At 70.0% G+C, this 16,569-nt stretch carries 16 protein-coding genes; 5 read left to right on the top strand and 11 right to left on the bottom strand.

The genetic code is table 11. The annotated features are described in order from the left end of the window. Positions 1-14: 14 nt before the first annotated feature. Positions 15-452 (bottom strand): Lrp/AsnC family transcriptional regulator, encoded by a 438-nt coding sequence (locus NOF55_RS13235; protein WP_306411856.1) that lies wholly within the window; start codon positions 450-452, stop codon positions 15-17. A gap of 131 nt (positions 453-583) precedes the next feature. On the opposite strand from NOF55_RS13235, the gene rocF reads away from it, so the two are divergent. The 3 genes from rocF to NOF55_RS13220 all read left to right on the top strand — a co-directional run bounded on the left by rocF (position 584) and on the right by NOF55_RS13220 (position 2,869). Beyond that, complete coding sequence (gene rocF / locus NOF55_RS13230; RefSeq protein WP_306411855.1) at positions 584-1,504, top strand: arginase; 921 nt, start codon at positions 584-586, stop codon at positions 1,502-1,504. Positions 1,505-1,552: 48 nt separating this feature from the next. After that, positions 1,553-2,611: an ornithine cyclodeaminase gene (gene ocd, locus NOF55_RS13225; RefSeq protein WP_306411854.1), complete on the top strand. Its 1,059-nt coding sequence runs from the start codon at positions 1,553-1,555 to the stop codon at positions 2,609-2,611. A gap of 78 nt (positions 2,612-2,689) precedes the next feature. Then, positions 2,690-2,869 carry a hypothetical protein gene (locus NOF55_RS13220; protein WP_306411853.1) on the top strand — a complete coding sequence of 60 codons (180 nt, stop codon included), beginning with the start codon at positions 2,690-2,692 and terminating at the stop codon, positions 2,867-2,869. A gap of 85 nt (positions 2,870-2,954) precedes the next feature. Here NOF55_RS13220 and NOF55_RS13215 read toward each other — a convergent pair whose 3' ends face one another. Continuing rightward, positions 2,955-4,268: a cobyrinic acid a,c-diamide synthase CobB gene (locus NOF55_RS13215; RefSeq protein ID WP_306411852.1), complete on the bottom strand. Its 1,314-nt coding sequence runs from the start codon at positions 4,266-4,268 to the stop codon at positions 2,955-2,957. Then, complete coding sequence (cobA, locus tag NOF55_RS13210; RefSeq protein WP_306411851.1) at positions 4,265-5,056, bottom strand: uroporphyrinogen-III C-methyltransferase; 792 nt, start codon at positions 5,054-5,056, stop codon at positions 4,265-4,267. The genes NOF55_RS13215 and cobA overlap by 4 nt, the downstream gene beginning before the upstream one ends. 53 nt (positions 5,057-5,109) lie before the next feature. Between cobA and NOF55_RS13205 the strand changes: the two genes are divergently transcribed. After that, entirely contained in the window at positions 5,110-6,210 is a 1,101-nt protein-coding gene (locus tag NOF55_RS13205) for a cobalt-precorrin-5B (C(1))-methyltransferase (protein WP_306411850.1), read from the top strand. Here NOF55_RS13205 and cobM read toward each other — a convergent pair. Genes cobM through cbiE form a run of 3 tightly spaced genes read right to left on the bottom strand, consistent with a single transcriptional unit; the run spans position 6,192 to position 8,583 of the window. Then, positions 6,192-6,956: a precorrin-4 C(11)-methyltransferase gene (gene cobM / locus NOF55_RS13200; protein ID WP_306411849.1), complete on the bottom strand. Its 765-nt coding sequence runs from the start codon at positions 6,954-6,956 to the stop codon at positions 6,192-6,194. The two genes, NOF55_RS13205 and cobM, sit on opposite strands and share 19 nt — an antisense overlap. Beyond that, the gene (locus tag NOF55_RS13195) at positions 6,953-7,354 is read right to left on the bottom strand and encodes a cobalamin biosynthesis protein (protein WP_306411848.1); all 402 of its coding nucleotides are present in this window, start codon (positions 7,352-7,354) and stop codon (positions 6,953-6,955) included. The genes cobM and NOF55_RS13195 overlap by 4 nt, the downstream gene beginning before the upstream one ends. Beyond that, the gene (gene cbiE / locus NOF55_RS13190; protein ID WP_306411847.1) at positions 7,339-8,583 is read right to left on the bottom strand and encodes a precorrin-6y C5,15-methyltransferase (decarboxylating) subunit CbiE; all 1,245 of its coding nucleotides are present in this window, start codon (positions 8,581-8,583) and stop codon (positions 7,339-7,341) included. Before cbiE ends, NOF55_RS13195 begins: the two co-directional genes overlap by 16 nt. On the opposite strand from cbiE, the gene NOF55_RS13185 reads away from it, so the two are divergent. Beyond that, a complete protein-coding gene (locus NOF55_RS13185) occupies positions 8,582-9,382 on the top strand; it encodes a cobalt-precorrin-6A reductase (RefSeq protein ID WP_306411846.1) in 801 nt (266 codons plus the stop codon). The two genes, cbiE and NOF55_RS13185, sit on opposite strands and share 2 nt — an antisense overlap. 200 nt (positions 9,383-9,582) lie before the next feature. Here NOF55_RS13185 and NOF55_RS13180 read toward each other — a convergent pair whose 3' ends face one another. From NOF55_RS13180 to NOF55_RS13160, 5 genes are read right to left on the bottom strand one after another with little or no spacing between them, the layout of a single operon-like run. Further along, a complete protein-coding gene (locus NOF55_RS13180) occupies positions 9,583-10,341 on the bottom strand; it encodes a precorrin-3B C(17)-methyltransferase (protein ID WP_306411845.1) in 759 nt (252 codons plus the stop codon). Then, positions 10,338-11,093 carry a precorrin-2 C(20)-methyltransferase gene (locus NOF55_RS13175; protein WP_306411844.1) on the bottom strand — a complete coding sequence of 252 codons (756 nt, stop codon included), beginning with the start codon at positions 11,091-11,093 and terminating at the stop codon, positions 10,338-10,340. The genes NOF55_RS13180 and NOF55_RS13175 overlap by 4 nt, the downstream gene beginning before the upstream one ends. Further along, positions 11,090-11,722 (bottom strand): precorrin-8X methylmutase, encoded by a 633-nt coding sequence (locus tag NOF55_RS13170; RefSeq protein ID WP_306411843.1) that lies wholly within the window; start codon positions 11,720-11,722, stop codon positions 11,090-11,092. The genes NOF55_RS13175 and NOF55_RS13170 overlap by 4 nt, the downstream gene beginning before the upstream one ends. Beyond that, positions 11,719-13,053, bottom strand: a complete 1,335-nt coding sequence (gene cobG, locus NOF55_RS13165; RefSeq protein WP_306411842.1) for a precorrin-3B synthase — start codon at positions 13,051-13,053, stop codon at positions 11,719-11,721. The genes NOF55_RS13170 and cobG overlap by 4 nt, the downstream gene beginning before the upstream one ends. Then, positions 13,050-16,568, bottom strand: a complete 3,519-nt coding sequence (locus NOF55_RS13160) for a cobaltochelatase subunit CobN (RefSeq protein WP_306412214.1) — start codon at positions 16,566-16,568, stop codon at positions 13,050-13,052. Before NOF55_RS13160 ends, cobG begins: the two co-directional genes overlap by 4 nt. Position 16,569: the final 1 nt, after the last annotated feature.

The raw sequence follows: 16,569 nt of genomic DNA, 5'->3' as shown, positions 1-16,569 counted from the left end.
CGGCGGTCCTCAACTCAAAGCCGCGCCCGCGCCGAGCGCGGCGATGACAGAAGCAGGCTGGTTTCGCTGGAGGCGATGCCGGGAATGAGCCGGATGCGCCGCAGGACGGCGTCGAACTCGGCCAGGCTGGAGGCGCCCAGTTCCAGAATGAGGTCCCAGCGGCCGTTGGTGGTGTGGATTTCCGATATTTCCGGATAGTTGCCGAGCGCGCGGATGATGCGCTCGGTGCCGTGGCCTTCGATCTCGATCAGCATGATGCCGCGCACCGGCACCTCCACCGTGTCGGCCCGCAGGATGACGGTGTAGCCGAGAATCGTGCCCTCCTTCTCCATCTTCTCGATCCGCGCCCGCACGGTGGCGCGGGACGCTCCCGTTTCGAGCGCCAGATCGGAAATGCTGCGGCGTCCGTTGTGGCGCAGCAGGGTGATGAGCTTGGTGTCCAGTTCGTCCATGATGACCGTTTCGATAAAGATAATTGACCAATTTGACAAGTCATTCGGGAATATTTGCCAATATTCAATGTTCATTCCGCCACATCTCCGTGTTTCAATAGACACATTACGAATCCGACGGAGACCGGGACATGGATGTGCGTTTGATCGGCGTGCCGCTTCAGGACGGCGCAGGACGGCTCGGCTGCGAAATGGGCCCTTCGGCCCTGCGCGTGGCGGGGCTCGCCGATGCGCTGTCCAGCCTCGGCCACAGGGTGACGGATTGCGGCAATGCCGCGCCGCGACCCGCCCGGCCGCCGGTCCATCCCAACCGGGCGATCCATCATCTGCCGGACATCGCCGGCTGGGTGGAGACCCTTTCGGAGATCGCCTTCCGCGAGAGCGAGAACGCCATGCCCGTCTTCATGGGCGGCGACCATGCGCTGTCGGCCGGAACGGTCCACGGCATGGCGGCCCGCGCGGCAGCACGGGGCCGGCCTCTCTTCGTGCTCTGGCTCGACGCCCACACCGATTTCCATACGCTCGACACGACGGAAAGTGGCAACCTGCACGGCACGCCGGTGGCCTATTTCACCGGACAGTCGGGCTTTGCCGGCTATTTTCCGCCCGTGCCGCATCCGCTGGCAACGGAAAATCTGGCCATGCTCGGCATCCGCAGCGCCGATCCGGCCGAGCGCACCGCGCTCAACGCGACCGCCGCCACCATCCACGACATGCGCGCCGTCGACGAACACGGCGTCGGCGTGCTGATCCGCGCCTTTCTGGACCGCGTGAAGGCGGCGAACGGCATGCTGCACGTTAGCCTCGACGTCGATTTTCTCGACCCGTCCATCGCGCCTGCCGTCGGCACCACCGTGCCGGGCGGCGCGACGTTCCGCGAGGCGCATCTCGTCATGGAGATGCTGCACGACAGCGGCCTCGTTTCGAGCCTCGACCTGGTGGAACTCAACCCGTTTCTCGACGAGCGCGGCAAGACGGCGCTGCTGATGGTCGATCTCGCCGCCAGCCTCATGGGCCGCACCGTGCTCGACCGCCCGACCCGCGCCGGGTGAGCGCCCACCATTCAACCGACCAGCCATAAGCAAAGAGGGAACCAGACTATGACCGCCGCCAACCTCAACACCGTTCCGTTCGTCAGCGTCGACAACATGATGAAGCTTGTCCTGAGGACCGGCGTGGAGCCGTTCCTGAAGGGACTGGCCGAGACCATCGAGGCGGATTTCCGCCGCTGGCCGCAGTTCGACAAGCGCGAGCGCGTGCCCTGCCATTCGGCAGAAGGCGTGATCGAGCTGATGCCGACCAGCGACGGCGATCTCTACGGCTTCAAATACGTCAACGGTCATCCGAAGAACATGAAGGAAGGCCGCCAGACCGTCACCGGCTTCGGCGTTCTGGCCGATGTCCACAACGGCTATCCGATCCTGTTCAGCGAAATGACGCTGCTGACCGCACTGCGCACGGCGGCGACCTCCGCCGTCGCGGCGAAGCATCTCGCCCGCACGGATTCGAGCGTCATGGCGATCATCGGCAACGGCGCGCAGAGCGAATTCCAGGCGATCGCCTTCAAGGCGCTGACCGGCGTCACGCGCCTGCGCCTCTACGACATCGACCCGGCCGCCACGGAAAAATGCCGGCGCAACCTTTCGGGCTTCGGCTTCGAGATAGTCGCCTGCAAGACGGCGGAGGAAGCCGTCGAGGGCGCGGATATCATCACCACCGTCACGGCGGACAAGCGCCAGAACACCATTCTTTCCGACAACATGGCCGGGCCGGGCGTTCACATCAACGCGGTCGGCGGCGACAGCCCCGGCAAGACGGAACTGGCCCGGGAAATCCTGCTGCGGTCGCAGATCTTCGTCGAATACCCGCCGCAGACCCGCATCGAGGGCGAAATCCAGCAGCTCGCGCCCGATCATCCGGTGACGGAGCTTTGGCAGGTCATCGCCGGCGAGAAGGAGGGCCGCGGCGACGACCGGCAGATCACCCTGTTCGACAGCGTCGGCTTCGCCACGGAGGACTTTTCCGCCCTGCGCTACGTCCATGCCCTTCTGGCCGAAACCGGGCTCTATCAGGACCTCGACCTGGTGGCCGACCCGGACGAGCCGCGCGACCTGTTCGGCATGCTGCTGCGTGCCGAAGCCGCGCTGGAGGCGGCCTGAGCCCTGCGGGGCCGGGGAACCTTTCCGCCGGCCCGCCCGTTGATCCAGACCTGAAAAACAAGGGAAGGAGGCAACGACATGAGCAAGGTGAAGAAGAAGGAACGCGATCTTCAGCCGCGCGACAAGGCCAGCACGCCCGAGGAGTTGCCCGCTGCAGGACCGCACAACAAGGAAGAACTGATCGACCGTTCGAAGACGCCGGGCACCGGCATGCTGCCGGAACCCGACGAGGACGCGGTGGACGGCGCTTCCGGCTGAGCCGCCGGATTTCGAGCATTTTCAGAAAATGCGCAGGAACAAAAGGATAGCCCCTTCCCGGAATGCCGGGGAGGGGCTATCCATGTCAGGAACGGGCGATGGCATGGAAGAACGTGCCGCTGACGAGGCGGCGCCGCCCGCCCGAAAAGCCGATCGGGCGGCCTTCCCCGTCAGCGATTTCGGCAAAGGGCGCGTCGCAGCCGGGATCGATGACGCGCGCATAGTGAAATTCATGGCCCCGGATGCTTGTGCCCGCCGGACCGAGCACACCGCTATCGACAAGCCGGGCCTGCCGGTAGCCGAGGTTCATCTTCCGCTCCGCGAAACTGGTGCGGTGGGAGAGCAATCCCGCCATGCGGTGCGTCTTCCCGGCGGCATCCGTCAGGCTTTCCCCAAGCGCCATATAGCCGCCGCACTCGCCGTGAACCGCCTTCGTCCCGGCGAAACGGACAAGCCCGGCGCGGAACGTTTCCGCTGCCGCAAGCCGTCCCGCGTGCAACTCCGGATAGCCGCCCGGCAGCCAGCAGACGTCGCAATCCGCAGGCGGCGCCTCGTCCGCCAGCGGCGAAAAGCCGACGAGTTCCGCGCCCGCCCGGCGCCAGTGCCGGCGCAGATGCGGATAGAGAAAGGTGAAGGCCGCATCCTCGGCAATGGCGATGCGCTGCCCGGGCGGGGAAATCATCGCCTCATCCGAGCCGGGCGGTATGGCGAGCGGCGCGGCGGCGGCATGGATCGCATCGAGATCGAGCGACCGCTCCATCGCATCGGCCAGACGCTCGATATGCGCCTCGATGGCGGGGTGCTCGCTTGCCTGCACCAGTCCCAGATGCCGCTCGGGCAGGGTCAGCCCCGCATCGCGGCGAACCGCGCCGACGAGAGGAACGCCGAGCGCCCGGATCGCGTCGCCCGCCAGCCGGACGTGGCGCTCGCTGCCCGCCCGGTTCATCGCCACGGCGGCGATCCTCACCGCCGGATCGTAGCGCAGGAATCCGCAGGCCAGCGCCGCCGCCGTCTGCGACTGGCCCGAGACATCGAGCACCAGCAGCACCGGAATGTTCATGCTGCGGGCGAGATCCGCCGCCGCGCCGGAGCGGTTCGGCTCGCCCGGAATGCCGTCGAAAAGGCCCATCGCGCTTTCGATGAGCAGGAGGTCGGCATCCTTCGCCGCATCGTCGAGAAGATGGGCGATCAGCGCCGGCCGCATGGCCCAGCTTTCGAGGTTCAGGCCCTCCAGGCCCGTCGCGGCGGCGTGGAAGCCGGGGTCGATGTAGTCCGGCCCGGTCTTGATGCCGCGCACCTTCACGCCGCGCCGGGAAAAGGCGCGCAGCAGGCCGATGGTGACGCTGGTCTTGCCCGAGCCGGAGCGCGGCGCGCCGATGATGATGGCCCGGGCGCTCATGCCGCCGTCTCCCCGGCAAGCATGGCCCGCACGGCGACGATTTCGCCGATCACGATCAGCGCCGGTGCGGCAAAGCCCTGCGCCTTCGCCTCCTCCGCCAGCGTGTCCAGCGTCGCCGTCAGGATACGCTCCCCGGGCGTCGTCGCGGCCATGATGACGGCGGCGGGCGTAGCGCCGGAAAGGCCGGCGGCCTTCAGCTTCGCGACGATCCGGTCGAGGTTTTTCATGCCCATGTAGACGATAATAGGCTCGCCGGTGCGGGCGAGCGCCGCCCAGTCGAGATCGTCGGGCTCGTCCGCCGCATGGCCGGTGGCGAAGGTCACGGCGCGGCTCATGCCCCGCATCGTCGCCGGAATATGCGCCGTGGCGAGCGCCGCGAAAGCGGAGGTGAGGCCGGGCAGGACGCGGAAGGGGATGTTTGCCGCCCGCAGCGCCAGCGCCTCCTCGCCGCCGCGCCCGAACAGGAAGGGATCGCCGCCCTTCAGCCTCAGAACGCGCCCGTTGTCCCGGGCGAGATCGATAAGGGTCTTGCAGATATCCTCCTGCACGGCGGAGGGCCTGCCGCCGCGTTTTCCGGCGTAAAGCAGGTCCGCCTGCGGCGCGAGGGACAGCACCGCCTCGTTCACCAGCGCGTCGTAAACCACGGCATCGGCGCGGGAAAGGGCGCTCGCCACCTCCAGCGTCAGGTGGCGCGGATCACCGGGGCCGGCGCCCGCCAGCCAGACATGGCCGGGCCGGAAGTCCGGCCAGCCGGCCTCGAAACGGGAAAGCGTACGGGTAAGCGTCATGCGAAAGCCTTTTGCCGGTGACGGCGCGCCGCCCGGCGTTTATAGGATGGTTCATGATCGAGGACGGCAAGGACCTGCGGCGCGGCTGGACGACCGGCGCCTGCGCGGCGGCGGCTGCGAAGGCCGCCGTTTCCGCGCTCGTTTCCGGCGAGTTTCCCGATCCCGTCGCGGTGACGCTGCCCGGCGGCCAGCGCCCGGCCTTCGCGCTCGCCGCGCAGGAAAAAGGCGAGGGTTTCGCCCGCGCCACGGTGATCAAGGATGCCGGCGACGACCCGGACGTGACGCACGGCGCAGCGATTTCCGCCACCGTGCGCCACCGCGAACCGGGCAGCGGCATCGCCTATCGCGCCGGGCCGGGCGTCGGCACGATCACCCGTCCCGGCCTGCCGCTGCCGCCGGGCGAGCCGGCCATCAACCCCGTGCCGCGCCGGATGATCGCCGAGGCGATCCGCGAAGCGACGGGCTCGGAGGATTTCGAGGTGGAGATTTCCGTCGCGAACGGCGCCAGGCTCGCCGAACGCACGCTCAACCCGCGGCTCGGCATTCTCGGCGGCATTTCCATCCTCGGCACGACGGGCATCGTCATTCCCTTTTCCTGCTCGGCCTGGATCCATTCGATCTGGCGCGGCATCGACGTCGCCCGCGCGGCGGGGCTTACCCACGTTCTCGGCGCGACCGGCAACGCCTCGGAAAAGGCGGGACAGGCGCTGCACGGCCTCGACGACATCGCGCTGATCGACATGGGCGATTTCGTCGGCGGCATGCTGAAATATCTGAGGAAACACCCGGTCGAAAAGGTCACGGTGGCCGGCGGGGTCGCCAAGATGACCAAGCTGGCGCAGGGCATGCTGGACGTGCATTCCAAGCGCGGCCTCGCCGATCTCGAGGCGCTTACCGCACTCGCCCGGCAAGGCGGGGCGGACGAGGCACTCGCGGGCGAAATCGCCGCCGCCAACACCGTGGCGCACGCCTTCGCGCTGGCGCAGGCGGCAGGCTTCGACCTCGGGGCACTGGTCGCCGCGCGCGCCTGGCGGACGGCGGCCAAGGCGCTCGACCATCCCGGCATCGCGCTCGAAATCCTCGTCTTCGACCGCGACGGCGCGCTTCGCGGTCGCTGCGGCTTCGCGCCGGCGGCTCATTCGGACCGGCCCTGACGGAAGCGGCGGACGTAATCGGCGCTATAGAGGGCGCTTTCGCGGAAATCCCGCGCGCCCAGCCCCGGTCCGACGAGAATGAGCGCGGTGCGTTCCGCCGGTTCGGCGGCGAGTTTCGCCTCGATGTCGGAAAGCGTGCCGCGGATCACCCGCTCGTCCGGCCAGGTGGCGCGCACGACGATGGCGACCGGGCAATCGGCACCGTAGAGAGGGGCGAGCTCGGCGACGATCTTCGCCAGCGCGTGGATCGCCAGATGGATGGCGAGCGTCGTGCCGGTGGCGCCGAAGGCGGCGAGCGTCTCGCCCGCCGGCATCTTCGAGGCGCGGCCGGAGACGCGGGTGAGGACGAGGCTCTGGGCCACTTCGGGAATGGTCAGCTCCCGCTTCAGCGCGCTTGCCGCCGCCGCGAAGGCCGGCACGCCGGGCGTCATCGTATAGGGGATGCCATGGTGCTCCAGCCGGCGGATCTGCTCGGCCACCGCGCTCCAGACGGAAAGATCGCCGGAATGCAACCGCGCCACGTCGCGGCCCGCCGCGTGGGCGGCGACATATTCCGCCTCGATCTCGTCCAGCGACAGTGCCGCCGTATCGACGATGCGGGCCTCCGCCGGGCAATAGTCGAGCAGTTCCTTCGGCACGATGGAGCCGGCATAGAGGCAGACGGGGGAGGTCGAAATCAGCCGCATGCCGCGCAGCGTGATGAGGTCGGCGGCGCCGGGGCCGGCGCCGATGAAATGAACGGTCATGGATGGTCTCCGGACATGCGGGCGAGGGCGACGGTGACGCCCTCGCGGATGAAACGGGGGGCAAGCAGGCTTGCGCCTTCGCCGGCGGCGGCAAGGGCGGCGGCTTCGCACAGGCTGCCGCTGCCGGTCGCCCCGTGGCTTGCCTCGGAACGGGTGAGAAGGCGCGGTTCGGCGGCGGCGAGCGCGGCATCGTCCGCGATGCGCAGCGGCAGGCCGAGGCGGTTCGCCGCTTCCTTCACCCCGGCTTCCTCCGCCTTGAGCGCACCGGTCGCCAGCGCGGCCAGCGCACCACGGCTGAGGGAAGCCGCCGCCAACGCCGCGTCGAGCGTGGCAAGAATGGTCTCCGCCGCCGTGCCCCTGCGGCAGCCGATGCCCGCGACGATCATGGCTTCACCCATGCCCATTGCGTCACCGGCATGGCGGACCGCCAGCCGGTCATCGTGCCGATGGGCGCGGCGCGGGCAACCTCGATCCGCGTCAGCGCGCCGCCGTGGCGCGAATGTGCGGCGATCAGCACCGCCTCCATGTCGAGCGTCACGGCATTGGCGACGAGCCGGCCGCCGGATTTCAGCGAGGCGAGTGCCACGTCCAGCACGCCGTCACCCGAACCGCCGCCGCCGATGAAGATCGCATCCGGCGCGGGCAGGCCTTCGAGCGCCGCCGGAGCCGCGCCGGTGACGATTTTCAACCCCGGCACGCCGAACCGCGCAGCGTTGAGCGCGATGCGTTCGGCGCGGGCCGGATCGCGCTCGATGGTGATGGCGGAGAGCGACGGATGCGCCAGCATCCACTCGATGCCGATGGAGCCGGAGCCCGCGCCGATATCCCACAACAATTCGCCACGTCGGGGCGACAATGCCGAAAGCGTCAGCGCCCGGATCTCGCGCTTGGTGATCTGGCCGTCATGCTCGAACAGATCGTCGGCGAGGCCGAAGCCGAAGGGAAGGACGCGGGCGTTCTCCCCCGCCGTCACCTCGACCGCCACGACATTGAGCGCATCGACCGGGCCGAGGTCCCATTTCTCCGCGGGCCGGGTGCGGATGCGCTCCTGCGGCCCGCCGAGCGCTTCGAGAACGGTGAGCCGCGATGCGCCGAAGCCGCTTCCGGCCAGCAGACCCGCCAGCGCCGCCGGGCCGTCTCCGTCCGAGGTCAGCGCGATGAGGCGCGCACCGGGATGCAGGTGCGGGCGGATGAGATCGAGCGGGCGGCCATGCAGCGACAGGCATTCGGCCCCCTGCAACGGCCAGCCAAGCCGCGACGCCGCCAGCGAGAAGGCGGACGGCGCGGGGAAGGCGACAAACTCGCCGTGGCTCAGATGGCGCGAGAGCGTCGCCCCGACACCGAAGAAGAAGGGATCGCCGGAGGCAAGCACGCAGACGCGGCTTCCCTTCAGCGCCAGCACCGCCGCCATGCCGGGATCGAAGGGCACGGGCCAGGGATGCGCCTCGCCGGTAATCAGCGGGGCGGCAAGCTCAAGATGCCGCCGGCCGCCGAAGACATGCGCGGCCCCGGCGATCGCCGCGCGCGCCGCTTCGCCCAGCCCCGCCGCACCGTCCTCGCCGATGCCGACGATGGACAGCCACGGCGCATCGGCTAAAACGGGACGATCCGATTCAGGAGACGACATGAAACCCTCCCTGCTCATTCTCGGCGGTACGACCGAAGCGCGCCAGCTTGCCGCGCAGCTTTCCCAAGCCGGCTTCGATTGCCTGCTTTCGCTGGCCGGACGCACGAAGACGCCCGCCGCCCAGCCCGTGCCGGTGCGGACCGGCGGCTTCGGCGGCGCGGAAGGGCTGGCGGAATTTCTGAAGCAGGGCCGTTTCGATCTGCTGGTGGATGCGACCCATCCCTATGCGGCGAAGATTTCCGCCAATGCCGCCCGCGCCTCGGCGCTTTCCGGCGTGCCGCTGGTCGCGCTGCGCCGCCCCGGCTGGCAGCGGCAGGCGGGCGACGACTGGCGCGACGCGGCAAGCGTCGCGGCGGCGGTTTCCGTGCTTGGTGATGCGCCGCGCCGGGTGTTCGTGGCGCTCGGACGCAACGAACTTCTGCCCTTCGAGGCCGCGCCGCAGCACCGTTACCTGATCCGCAGCGTCGATCCGGTCGAGCCGCCGCTCGCCCTGCCGGATGCGGACTACATCACCGCGCGCGGTCCGTTCCCGGAGGACGAGGAGAGGGCGTTGCTCGAAGCGCACGGCGTGGAGGTGGTCGTTTCGAAGAACTCCGGCGGCGAGGCCGCCTACGGCAAGATCGCCGCCGCCCGCGCGCTCGGCCTGCCGGTGGTGATGATCGCCCGGCCCGTTTTGCCGGAGGTGGAAAGCGGCGAGAGCGTGGAGGCGGTGGCGGACATGGTGCTGCGGCGATTTTCCGCGTTCCTGCCAGGCTCCCCCTTCTCCCCACCGGGGAGAAGGGGCCCGAAGGGCGGATGAGGGGGAGCGAACGCGACGGTCCTGCCGTGCAAGCCCCCTCATCCGGCTGCCGCCACCTTCTCCCCCTCGGGGAGAGGGCGCAGGAGCCGTTAGGTTGTCTTCCACGCCGGCGAGCCGGGAAACCGGTGCACCCATCGTTCTCCCCCCTCGTGGGGGAGATGGCGGCAGCCAGAGGGGGTAGCGACGCAGCCGCTCCATTCTCATCCTTCCTCCCAGAAGCGCGGTGAATAGACCAGCGCCGGTTTGCCCGGCCGCTCGATCAGCCGCGTCTGCACCGAGCCGACGATGATGCAGGTGGCCATGTCGGCCATCGCGCCGCGCGCTTCGGCGAGCGGCACCACGCGGATCGCCTCGTCCGGGCGGCCGGCAGCGCGGCCGAAAATCACCGGCACCTTGGCCGGCAGATGAGCGCGCAGCACATCGAAGGCCGTGTCGAGCTGATGCGGGCGGGCCTTGCTCACCGGGTTGTAGAAGGCCATGACGAAGCCGGCCTCCGCCGCCGCGATCAGCCGCCGTTCGATGACGGACCAGGGTTTCAGGTTGTCGGAGAGCGAGATCGCGCAGAAATCGTGGCCGAGCGGCGCGCCGGCGCTCGCCGCCACCGCCAGCATGGCCGTCACGCCTGGCACGACCCTGAAATCGATGGCCCGCCAGTCCTCCGGCCCCCTGTCCATCGCCTCGCAGACGGCGGCGGCCATCGCGAAGACGCCGGGATCGCCGCCCGAAACCACGCAGACCTTACCCCCGGCGGCGGCCAGCGTCAGCGCGGCCTCGGCGCGGGAAAGTTCCTCGCGGTTGTCGGAAGCGTGGCGGCGCTGGTCGTCGCGAAGCGCCAGCCGGTCGAGATAGGGGAGGTAGCCGAAGAAATCCTCCGCCTGCGCGATGGCTTCGGAGGCTTCCGGCGTCAGGAAGCGGGGTTCGCCGGGGCCGAGGCCGACGACGCTGAGCGCGCCGGTCATTCCGCCGCCTCCGCGCGGGCTTGCGGGCGCGTCCGCCAGCCGGGCACCAACACGATGGAGAAATAGGGCGCAGGCTCCGGGCCGCGTTCGGCAAGCGGCATCATCGCGGCATTGGCCATCGTGCCGCGCTCGACATAGAGCGCGCCGGCGAGCTTGCCGGCCCGTTCCAGCGCCCGGCGGATCTTCGGCAGGTTGCGCCCCACCTTCATGATCACCGCGCCATCCGTGCCGGAAAGCCGCTCGGCCAGCAGGTCCTCATCCAGCGTGCCGGGCAGAACGGAGAGGATATCGTCGCCCTGCACCAGCGGCAGGCCGGCCGCCGACCAGCAGCCGGACATGGCGGTGACGCCCGCCGCCACCTCGGCCTCGAAGCGCGGCGCCAGCCGCAGATGCAGGTGCATGTAGGAACCGTAGAACAGCGGATCGCCCTCGGAGAGCACCGCCACCGTGCGGCCCGCCTCCAGATGGACGGCGATCTCTTCCGCCGAGCGGTCGAAGAAGGCGGAAATCTCCGTGCCGTAATCGTCGCTCTTGCGGTGCTTTTCCACCGTCACCGGGTAGACCAGCGGCAGTTCCACCGTTCCGGGGCGGATATGGGCGGCCACGATGGCGCGCCCGTTGCCGGTCGAGCCCTTCTTGCAGAAGAAGGCGACGACATGGGCCTCGGAAAGCGCCCTGACCGCCTTCAGCGTCATCAGTTCCGGATCGCCGGGGCCGGTGCCGACGCCCCAGAGCTTGCCCTTTTCCGTCATAGCCCCGCCCTCGCCAGCGCGTTGAGTGCGGCCGCCGTCATCGCCGAACCGCCCATGCGGCCCCGGACCACGGCGTGGGGAATGCCGAGCGGGCTTTCCAGAAGCGCCTCCTTGGATTCGGCCGCGCCCACGAAGCCGACCGGCATGCCGACGATGGCGGCGGGGCGCGGCGCGCCGGCCTCCAGCTTTTCCAGCAGATAGAACAGGGCGGTCGGCGCATTGCCGATGGCGACCACGGCGCCCTCCAGATGCTCGTCCCAGAAATCCAGCGCCGCCGCCGAGCGGGTGTTGCCGATTTCCTTCGCCCGTTCCGCCGTGCGCGGGTCGCGCAGGGTGCAGATCACCGCATTGTTCGCCGGCAGCCGCGCCCGCGTCACGCCGTGCGCCACCATTTCCGCGTCGCAGAGGATCGGCCTGCCTGCCTTGAGCGCGGCGCGCGCCGCGCCGACGAAGCCGGGCGAGAAGCGGAAATGCGCCGCCGCCTCCACCTGTCCGCAGGCGTGGATCATGCGGATCGCCACGTCCGCCTCCTCTTCGGAAAAGGCGGAAAGATCGGCCTCGGCGCGAATGGTCGCGAAGGATTTCTCGTAAATGGCGTTGCCGTCGCGGATATAGTCGTAAACGGTCATGAGGTTCCTTTCGTGAGCGCCGGGGCGATCCCGGCGGGACCGAGACGGCGAAGGCAGCGGGCGGCGGTCTCGCCCGCCTCGCGCCTCAGTTCAACGAGCGCCGAGAGCGTGCGCAGGGTTTCCGCCGCCTGATCGATGGCGAGGCTCGCGGTCGGGGGAGCGCCAGCCTTGCCGTCGAAGGCAAAAGCGATGCCGTCCGGCTGGCCGGACAGCGCAATCAGCGCCGGCTCGGGATGGGCACAGCCCTTCGCGCAGCCGGAAATGTGCAGCGTGAACGAACCGTCGAGCAGGCGCGGCAGGCGTGCGGCCTCCGCCGCCAGCGCATGCGTATCGAACAGCGCCGAGGTGCAGGCGGGCTGGCCGGGGCAGACGGCAATTGCCGCACGCGGATCGTCGGCCCGCGTCAGGAAGCCGGCGCTTTCCGCCGCCTTTTCCATCGCCGCGCAGGCGGCAGGCGCGCCGATCAGCAGCAGCGCATGGCCCGGCGCGGGGCGGATCGCCTCGATGCCGGCCGCCTCCGCCGCGTGCAGGAAGCCGATCAGCGTTTCGGCGCGGACCTGTCCGAAGGCCGGGGCGATGCCGAACGCCGTCTTTCCGTCGTTCAGCGCAAACAGGCCGAACGGCTTCGGATCGCCGGCCGGCACGGGGGCGGGCCTTGCGGGAGCAAGCCGGGCGCCGGCCAGCGCCCGCACCGCGTCCGCGCCGAAATCACGGCCCCGGAAGCGGCGGCCCTTCTCGGCCATCTGCGACAGGAGGATGAGCGCCGTTTCGACCGCATCGTTCGCTGTCAGCAGGCCGTGCGCCGCGTCCGGCCTTTCCGGCCCGCCGGTGAAAAGCAGCCATCCCGCATTCTTCACCGCCCGCAGACGAATATCGGCGAGCAGGGCGGACAGCGGCAGGCGTCCGCCGCCATCCACCACCACCGCCGTTTTAGGGGCGAGCCGGGGGGCAAGCCCGCGTTCGGCGACACCCTGCCGGATGGCTTCCGCCAGCGGGCGCGGATCGGCCTCTTCCGCCGCATCCAGCCCGGCGAGCGGGCCGGTGTCGATGGCGATGCCATCGCGCAGCGGCAGGCCGAACGTGCGCGCCTCGTGCTCGAACAGACAGGCGCTTTCGGGCGTGAGGCCGCGCGCTTGGAGATTGCCGCGCGCGGAAATGTCGAGAATGCCGTTGCCGTGGCGCAGCGCCGCCGCGCAGAGCGACACCAGCGCCCGCGGGCTTGCCGGGGCGGTGAGTGCCGCGCGGCAGAGCAGGCCGTCGCCGGTCTGCATGGGGGCGGAAAGGCTGGGGCACGCGCCGCGCCGCATGGTCTCGGGAAGGATCGCCGTCATCGGATCGTCGCCTCCGTATCTTCGCGAAGAAGGGATTCCAGCAGCGCGTCGATGCTGTTGCGGCGCGGATGCCAGAGGTTGCGGCGGCGGGCGGAGAGAAAGCGCTTCGCCATGAAGCGCGCGCCTTCCGGATTCTGGGCGGTAAGGAAATCGCGCACCGTCCCGTCGCCCAGATAGGCGTCGAACACGGCTTCGATCAGCGAGGGCTGGATGGCCTCTGTGGTTTCGGCGAAGCCGACGAGACGGTCGACGGTTTCGACCAGTTCGGCCGCCCCGCGCGGGCCGTGGCGCATCTGGCCGGCGATGAAGCGCGGGCTGACGGCGCGGCCCCGCACCACGCGGGCGACGGCCTCGCTGACCGAGCGGGCGCGGGGGCGGGCGGGATCGGTGGTGTCGAGCGCGATCACATCGGCCTTGCCGCCGAGTGCGGCCACCGCCGCCGAAAACCCGCCGATGAAGGCGACGTCCGCCGAGCCGTCGAGCAGGTCGCGGCCCGGATCGTCGCCGGTATGGACGAGAAGGTCGGCGTCGCGCACGGCCTCGGCGAAACGGCCGGGCAGGGCCTCCGCCTCGCCGTTCTCGCCGGAAAAGGCATGGCTCGTCATGGCCAGATAGGCCTCGCCCAGCGCCTCGCGGGCCTGCCAGTCGCCGGAGGAAAGCCGGTCCTCGATGCCTGCGCCATAGGTGCCGGGGGCCGAGCCGAACAGGCGCGGCGGCAGGCGGCCCTCACGGCGAGCCTTTTCGGCAAGCGGATTGTCGCCCGGCGCTTCCTCGCGCGCCGCGATCGCCCGCATCGTCGTGTCGAGCAGCGCGATGAGCGCGGCGAACATGTCGCGAAACAGGCCGGACATGCGGATGGTGACGTCGATGCGGGGGCGTCCGAGCTTCGCGGGCGGCAGGACCTCGACGCCCGTCACCCGGCCCGTCGCGGCGTCCCAGACCGGCCTCGCGCCCATCAGCGCCAGCGCATGCGCCACGTCCTCGCCGCCGTTGCGCAAGCTGGCGCTGCCCCACAGGTCCATGACGATGGATTGCGGCCAGTCGCCGTGGTCCTGAAGATGGCGGCGCAGCACCTCTTCCGCCGCCCGGCGGCCCAGCTCATAGGCCGTCGGCGTCGGCATGGTGCGCGGGTCGGCGGCATAGAGATTGCGGCCCGTGGGCAGCACGTCGCGGCGGCCGCGCGCCGGCGCGCCGGAGGGGCCGGGGCGGATGCGCCGCCCGTCGAGCGCGGCGATCAGGGCCTCGCCCTCGGCGCGCGCGCTTTCGATGCGGGCGGGGTCGGTCTCGCCCGGTGGCGAGAAGCCGAAGATGTGCTGGCCGTCCTTCAGCGAGAAATCTTTGAGGTCGCAGAGGAAGGCGTCGATACGCACCAGCGCCGTCTCGGGATCGTCGGTCTTCGCGACGCCCGCTTCCGCCGCGACGCCGGTGTCGCGCGCGGTCTCGACGATCAGCTTCGCCAGCCGGTCGCGGCGGTTGCGGTCCAGCCCCTCGGCCTGCGCATATTCGTCGGCGAGTTGCTCCAGCTTTTGCTGCTCCGGCGACAGTTCCGCACCGACGAGCGGCGGCGGCAGGTGGCCGAGCGTGACCGCGCCGATGCGCCGCTTGGCGACCGCCGCCTCGCCCGGATTGGAAACGATGAACGGATAGACGACCGGCAACGAACCGATCACGACCTCCGGGAAGCAGGCGGACGACAGCGCCACCACCTTGCCCGGCAGCCATTCGATGGCCCCGTGCGCGCCGACATGGACGATGGCGTGCGCATCGAGCGCGCGGCGCATCCACAGGCCGAAGGCGATCAGCGCGTGGCGGGGCGCAAGCGCCGGATCGTGATAATCGGCGCGGCGCTCCGCCTGCCGCCCCCGGTCGGGCGCGAGCGCCACGGTGATGCGCCCGAAGCGGGCGGCGCGGAAACGGAAACGGCCGTTTTCGACGGACTCGTCTTCCTCCGGCGATCCCCATGTCGTGAAGACCGCTTGCAGTGCGGCTTGGGGCAGGAGGGCAGGACCGTCGCCTGTAATACCAGGCTCACGGCTCTTGCCCCTTCTCCCCGTGGGGGAGAAGGTGGCGGCAGCCGGATGAGGGGGCTCCCCTTGCGACTTTTGCGCCGGCGCATCCACCCTCATCCGCCCTTCGGGCACCTTCTCCCCGCTGGGGAGAAGGGGACGCGGCACCGTTTGCGTTTGATCGGCCATCGCCGCGCGGTAAGCGGAAAGGGGCAGCGTTTCGCCGCCCTCCAACCGGTCGAGTAGGTCGCGGGCGGTGGCGGGGATATCCTCCACCGCATAGCCCTCGTCCTTCAGCCGGATCAGCATGCGCCGCACGCTTTCCGGCACGTCGAGGCCCACGGCATAGCCGGTGCGGCCGGGGGCGGAAGGGTAGTCAGGAATAAGGATGACGAGGTTGCGCTCGGCCCTCGGCGTCGCGCGCAGCCGAAGATGCGCGGCGATGCGATCCGCCACAGCCTCGACGCGATCCGGCTCGGGGCGGTTGAAGGCAAGACCCGCTTCGTTCGCTTCCTTGAAGGAGACGGCGCCGGCCAGTATCCGCCCGTCGAGTTCCGGCAGGACGACGTGCATGGCGAGATCGGCGGGGTTGAGGCCGCGCCGGTTCTCCGCCCAGCCGGCGCGCGGCGTGGTGGCGGTGACGACCTGGAACACCGGCGCGTCGAACCGGTCGAACAGGGTTTCGCCCCGCTCGTCCGTGCCGCTGGAAAACGCCGTGGCGGTGACGATGGCCGCCGGGCGGATCGCCGCGAAAGCATCTTCCGCGAAGGCGAGCGCCGGCCTGTCCTTCAGCCCGGTGACGAACAACGGCAGCGGCGCGAAGCCGTGCCGTTCCAGCGCCGTAAACAGCGCGTCGATGGGGACGGCGTCGTTCGCCAGCAGCATCGAGCGGTAGAAGAGCAGCGGAATGCGCCGCGCCTCCGCCGGAAAGCCCGCCAGCAGGGTTTCGAGCGGCACAATGCCGTGGCCGGGGCGGTAGAAGCCGGCCTTTTCGACCGGCTCGGCGGCATCGATTTCAGCCGTTTCGCCGCGCGCCAGCGCCTTCAGGTGGCCGACGGCGCGCTTGAGGTTTTCCGGCCCGCCCTCACGGAAGCAGGCGAGCAGCGCGGCCAGCACCTCCGGGGAAACCGTCGAGGCGGCTTCCAGCCGCTCGTCGCGCTGGCTGCATTCGCCGGGCAGCAGGGCGAGCGCGATGCCGTTTTCGCGGGCGATCCGCGAAAGCTCGGCCACGCCATAGGCCCAGCGGTCGTGCCCGCCGAGAATGCGCACCAGAACGGCCTTCGCCTTCGAGCCGGTCTTTTCGATCCACAGGTCGGTGGAAAAGGGGTGGCGCAGTTCGGAAAGCTGCGTCAGGCCGAGGCTCACATCGCCTTCGCCCCATGCAGCCGCGAGGCCGGACAGGTCGCTCGGCGAGAAGGACAGCACCAGCACATCCGCCGCCGGCTGACGAAGGTCGACCGGTTCGGCGATGTCGTCGAGCGACGAGGAAGTGCCGGCGAGGATGTGCATG

Source organism: Ectorhizobium quercum (assembly GCF_026552795.1).
Lineage (GTDB): Bacteria > Pseudomonadota > Alphaproteobacteria > Rhizobiales > Rhizobiaceae > Ectorhizobium > Ectorhizobium quercum.
Note: the sequence above shows the minus strand (reverse complement) of the source record. Positions and strands in the feature narration are given on the sequence as shown.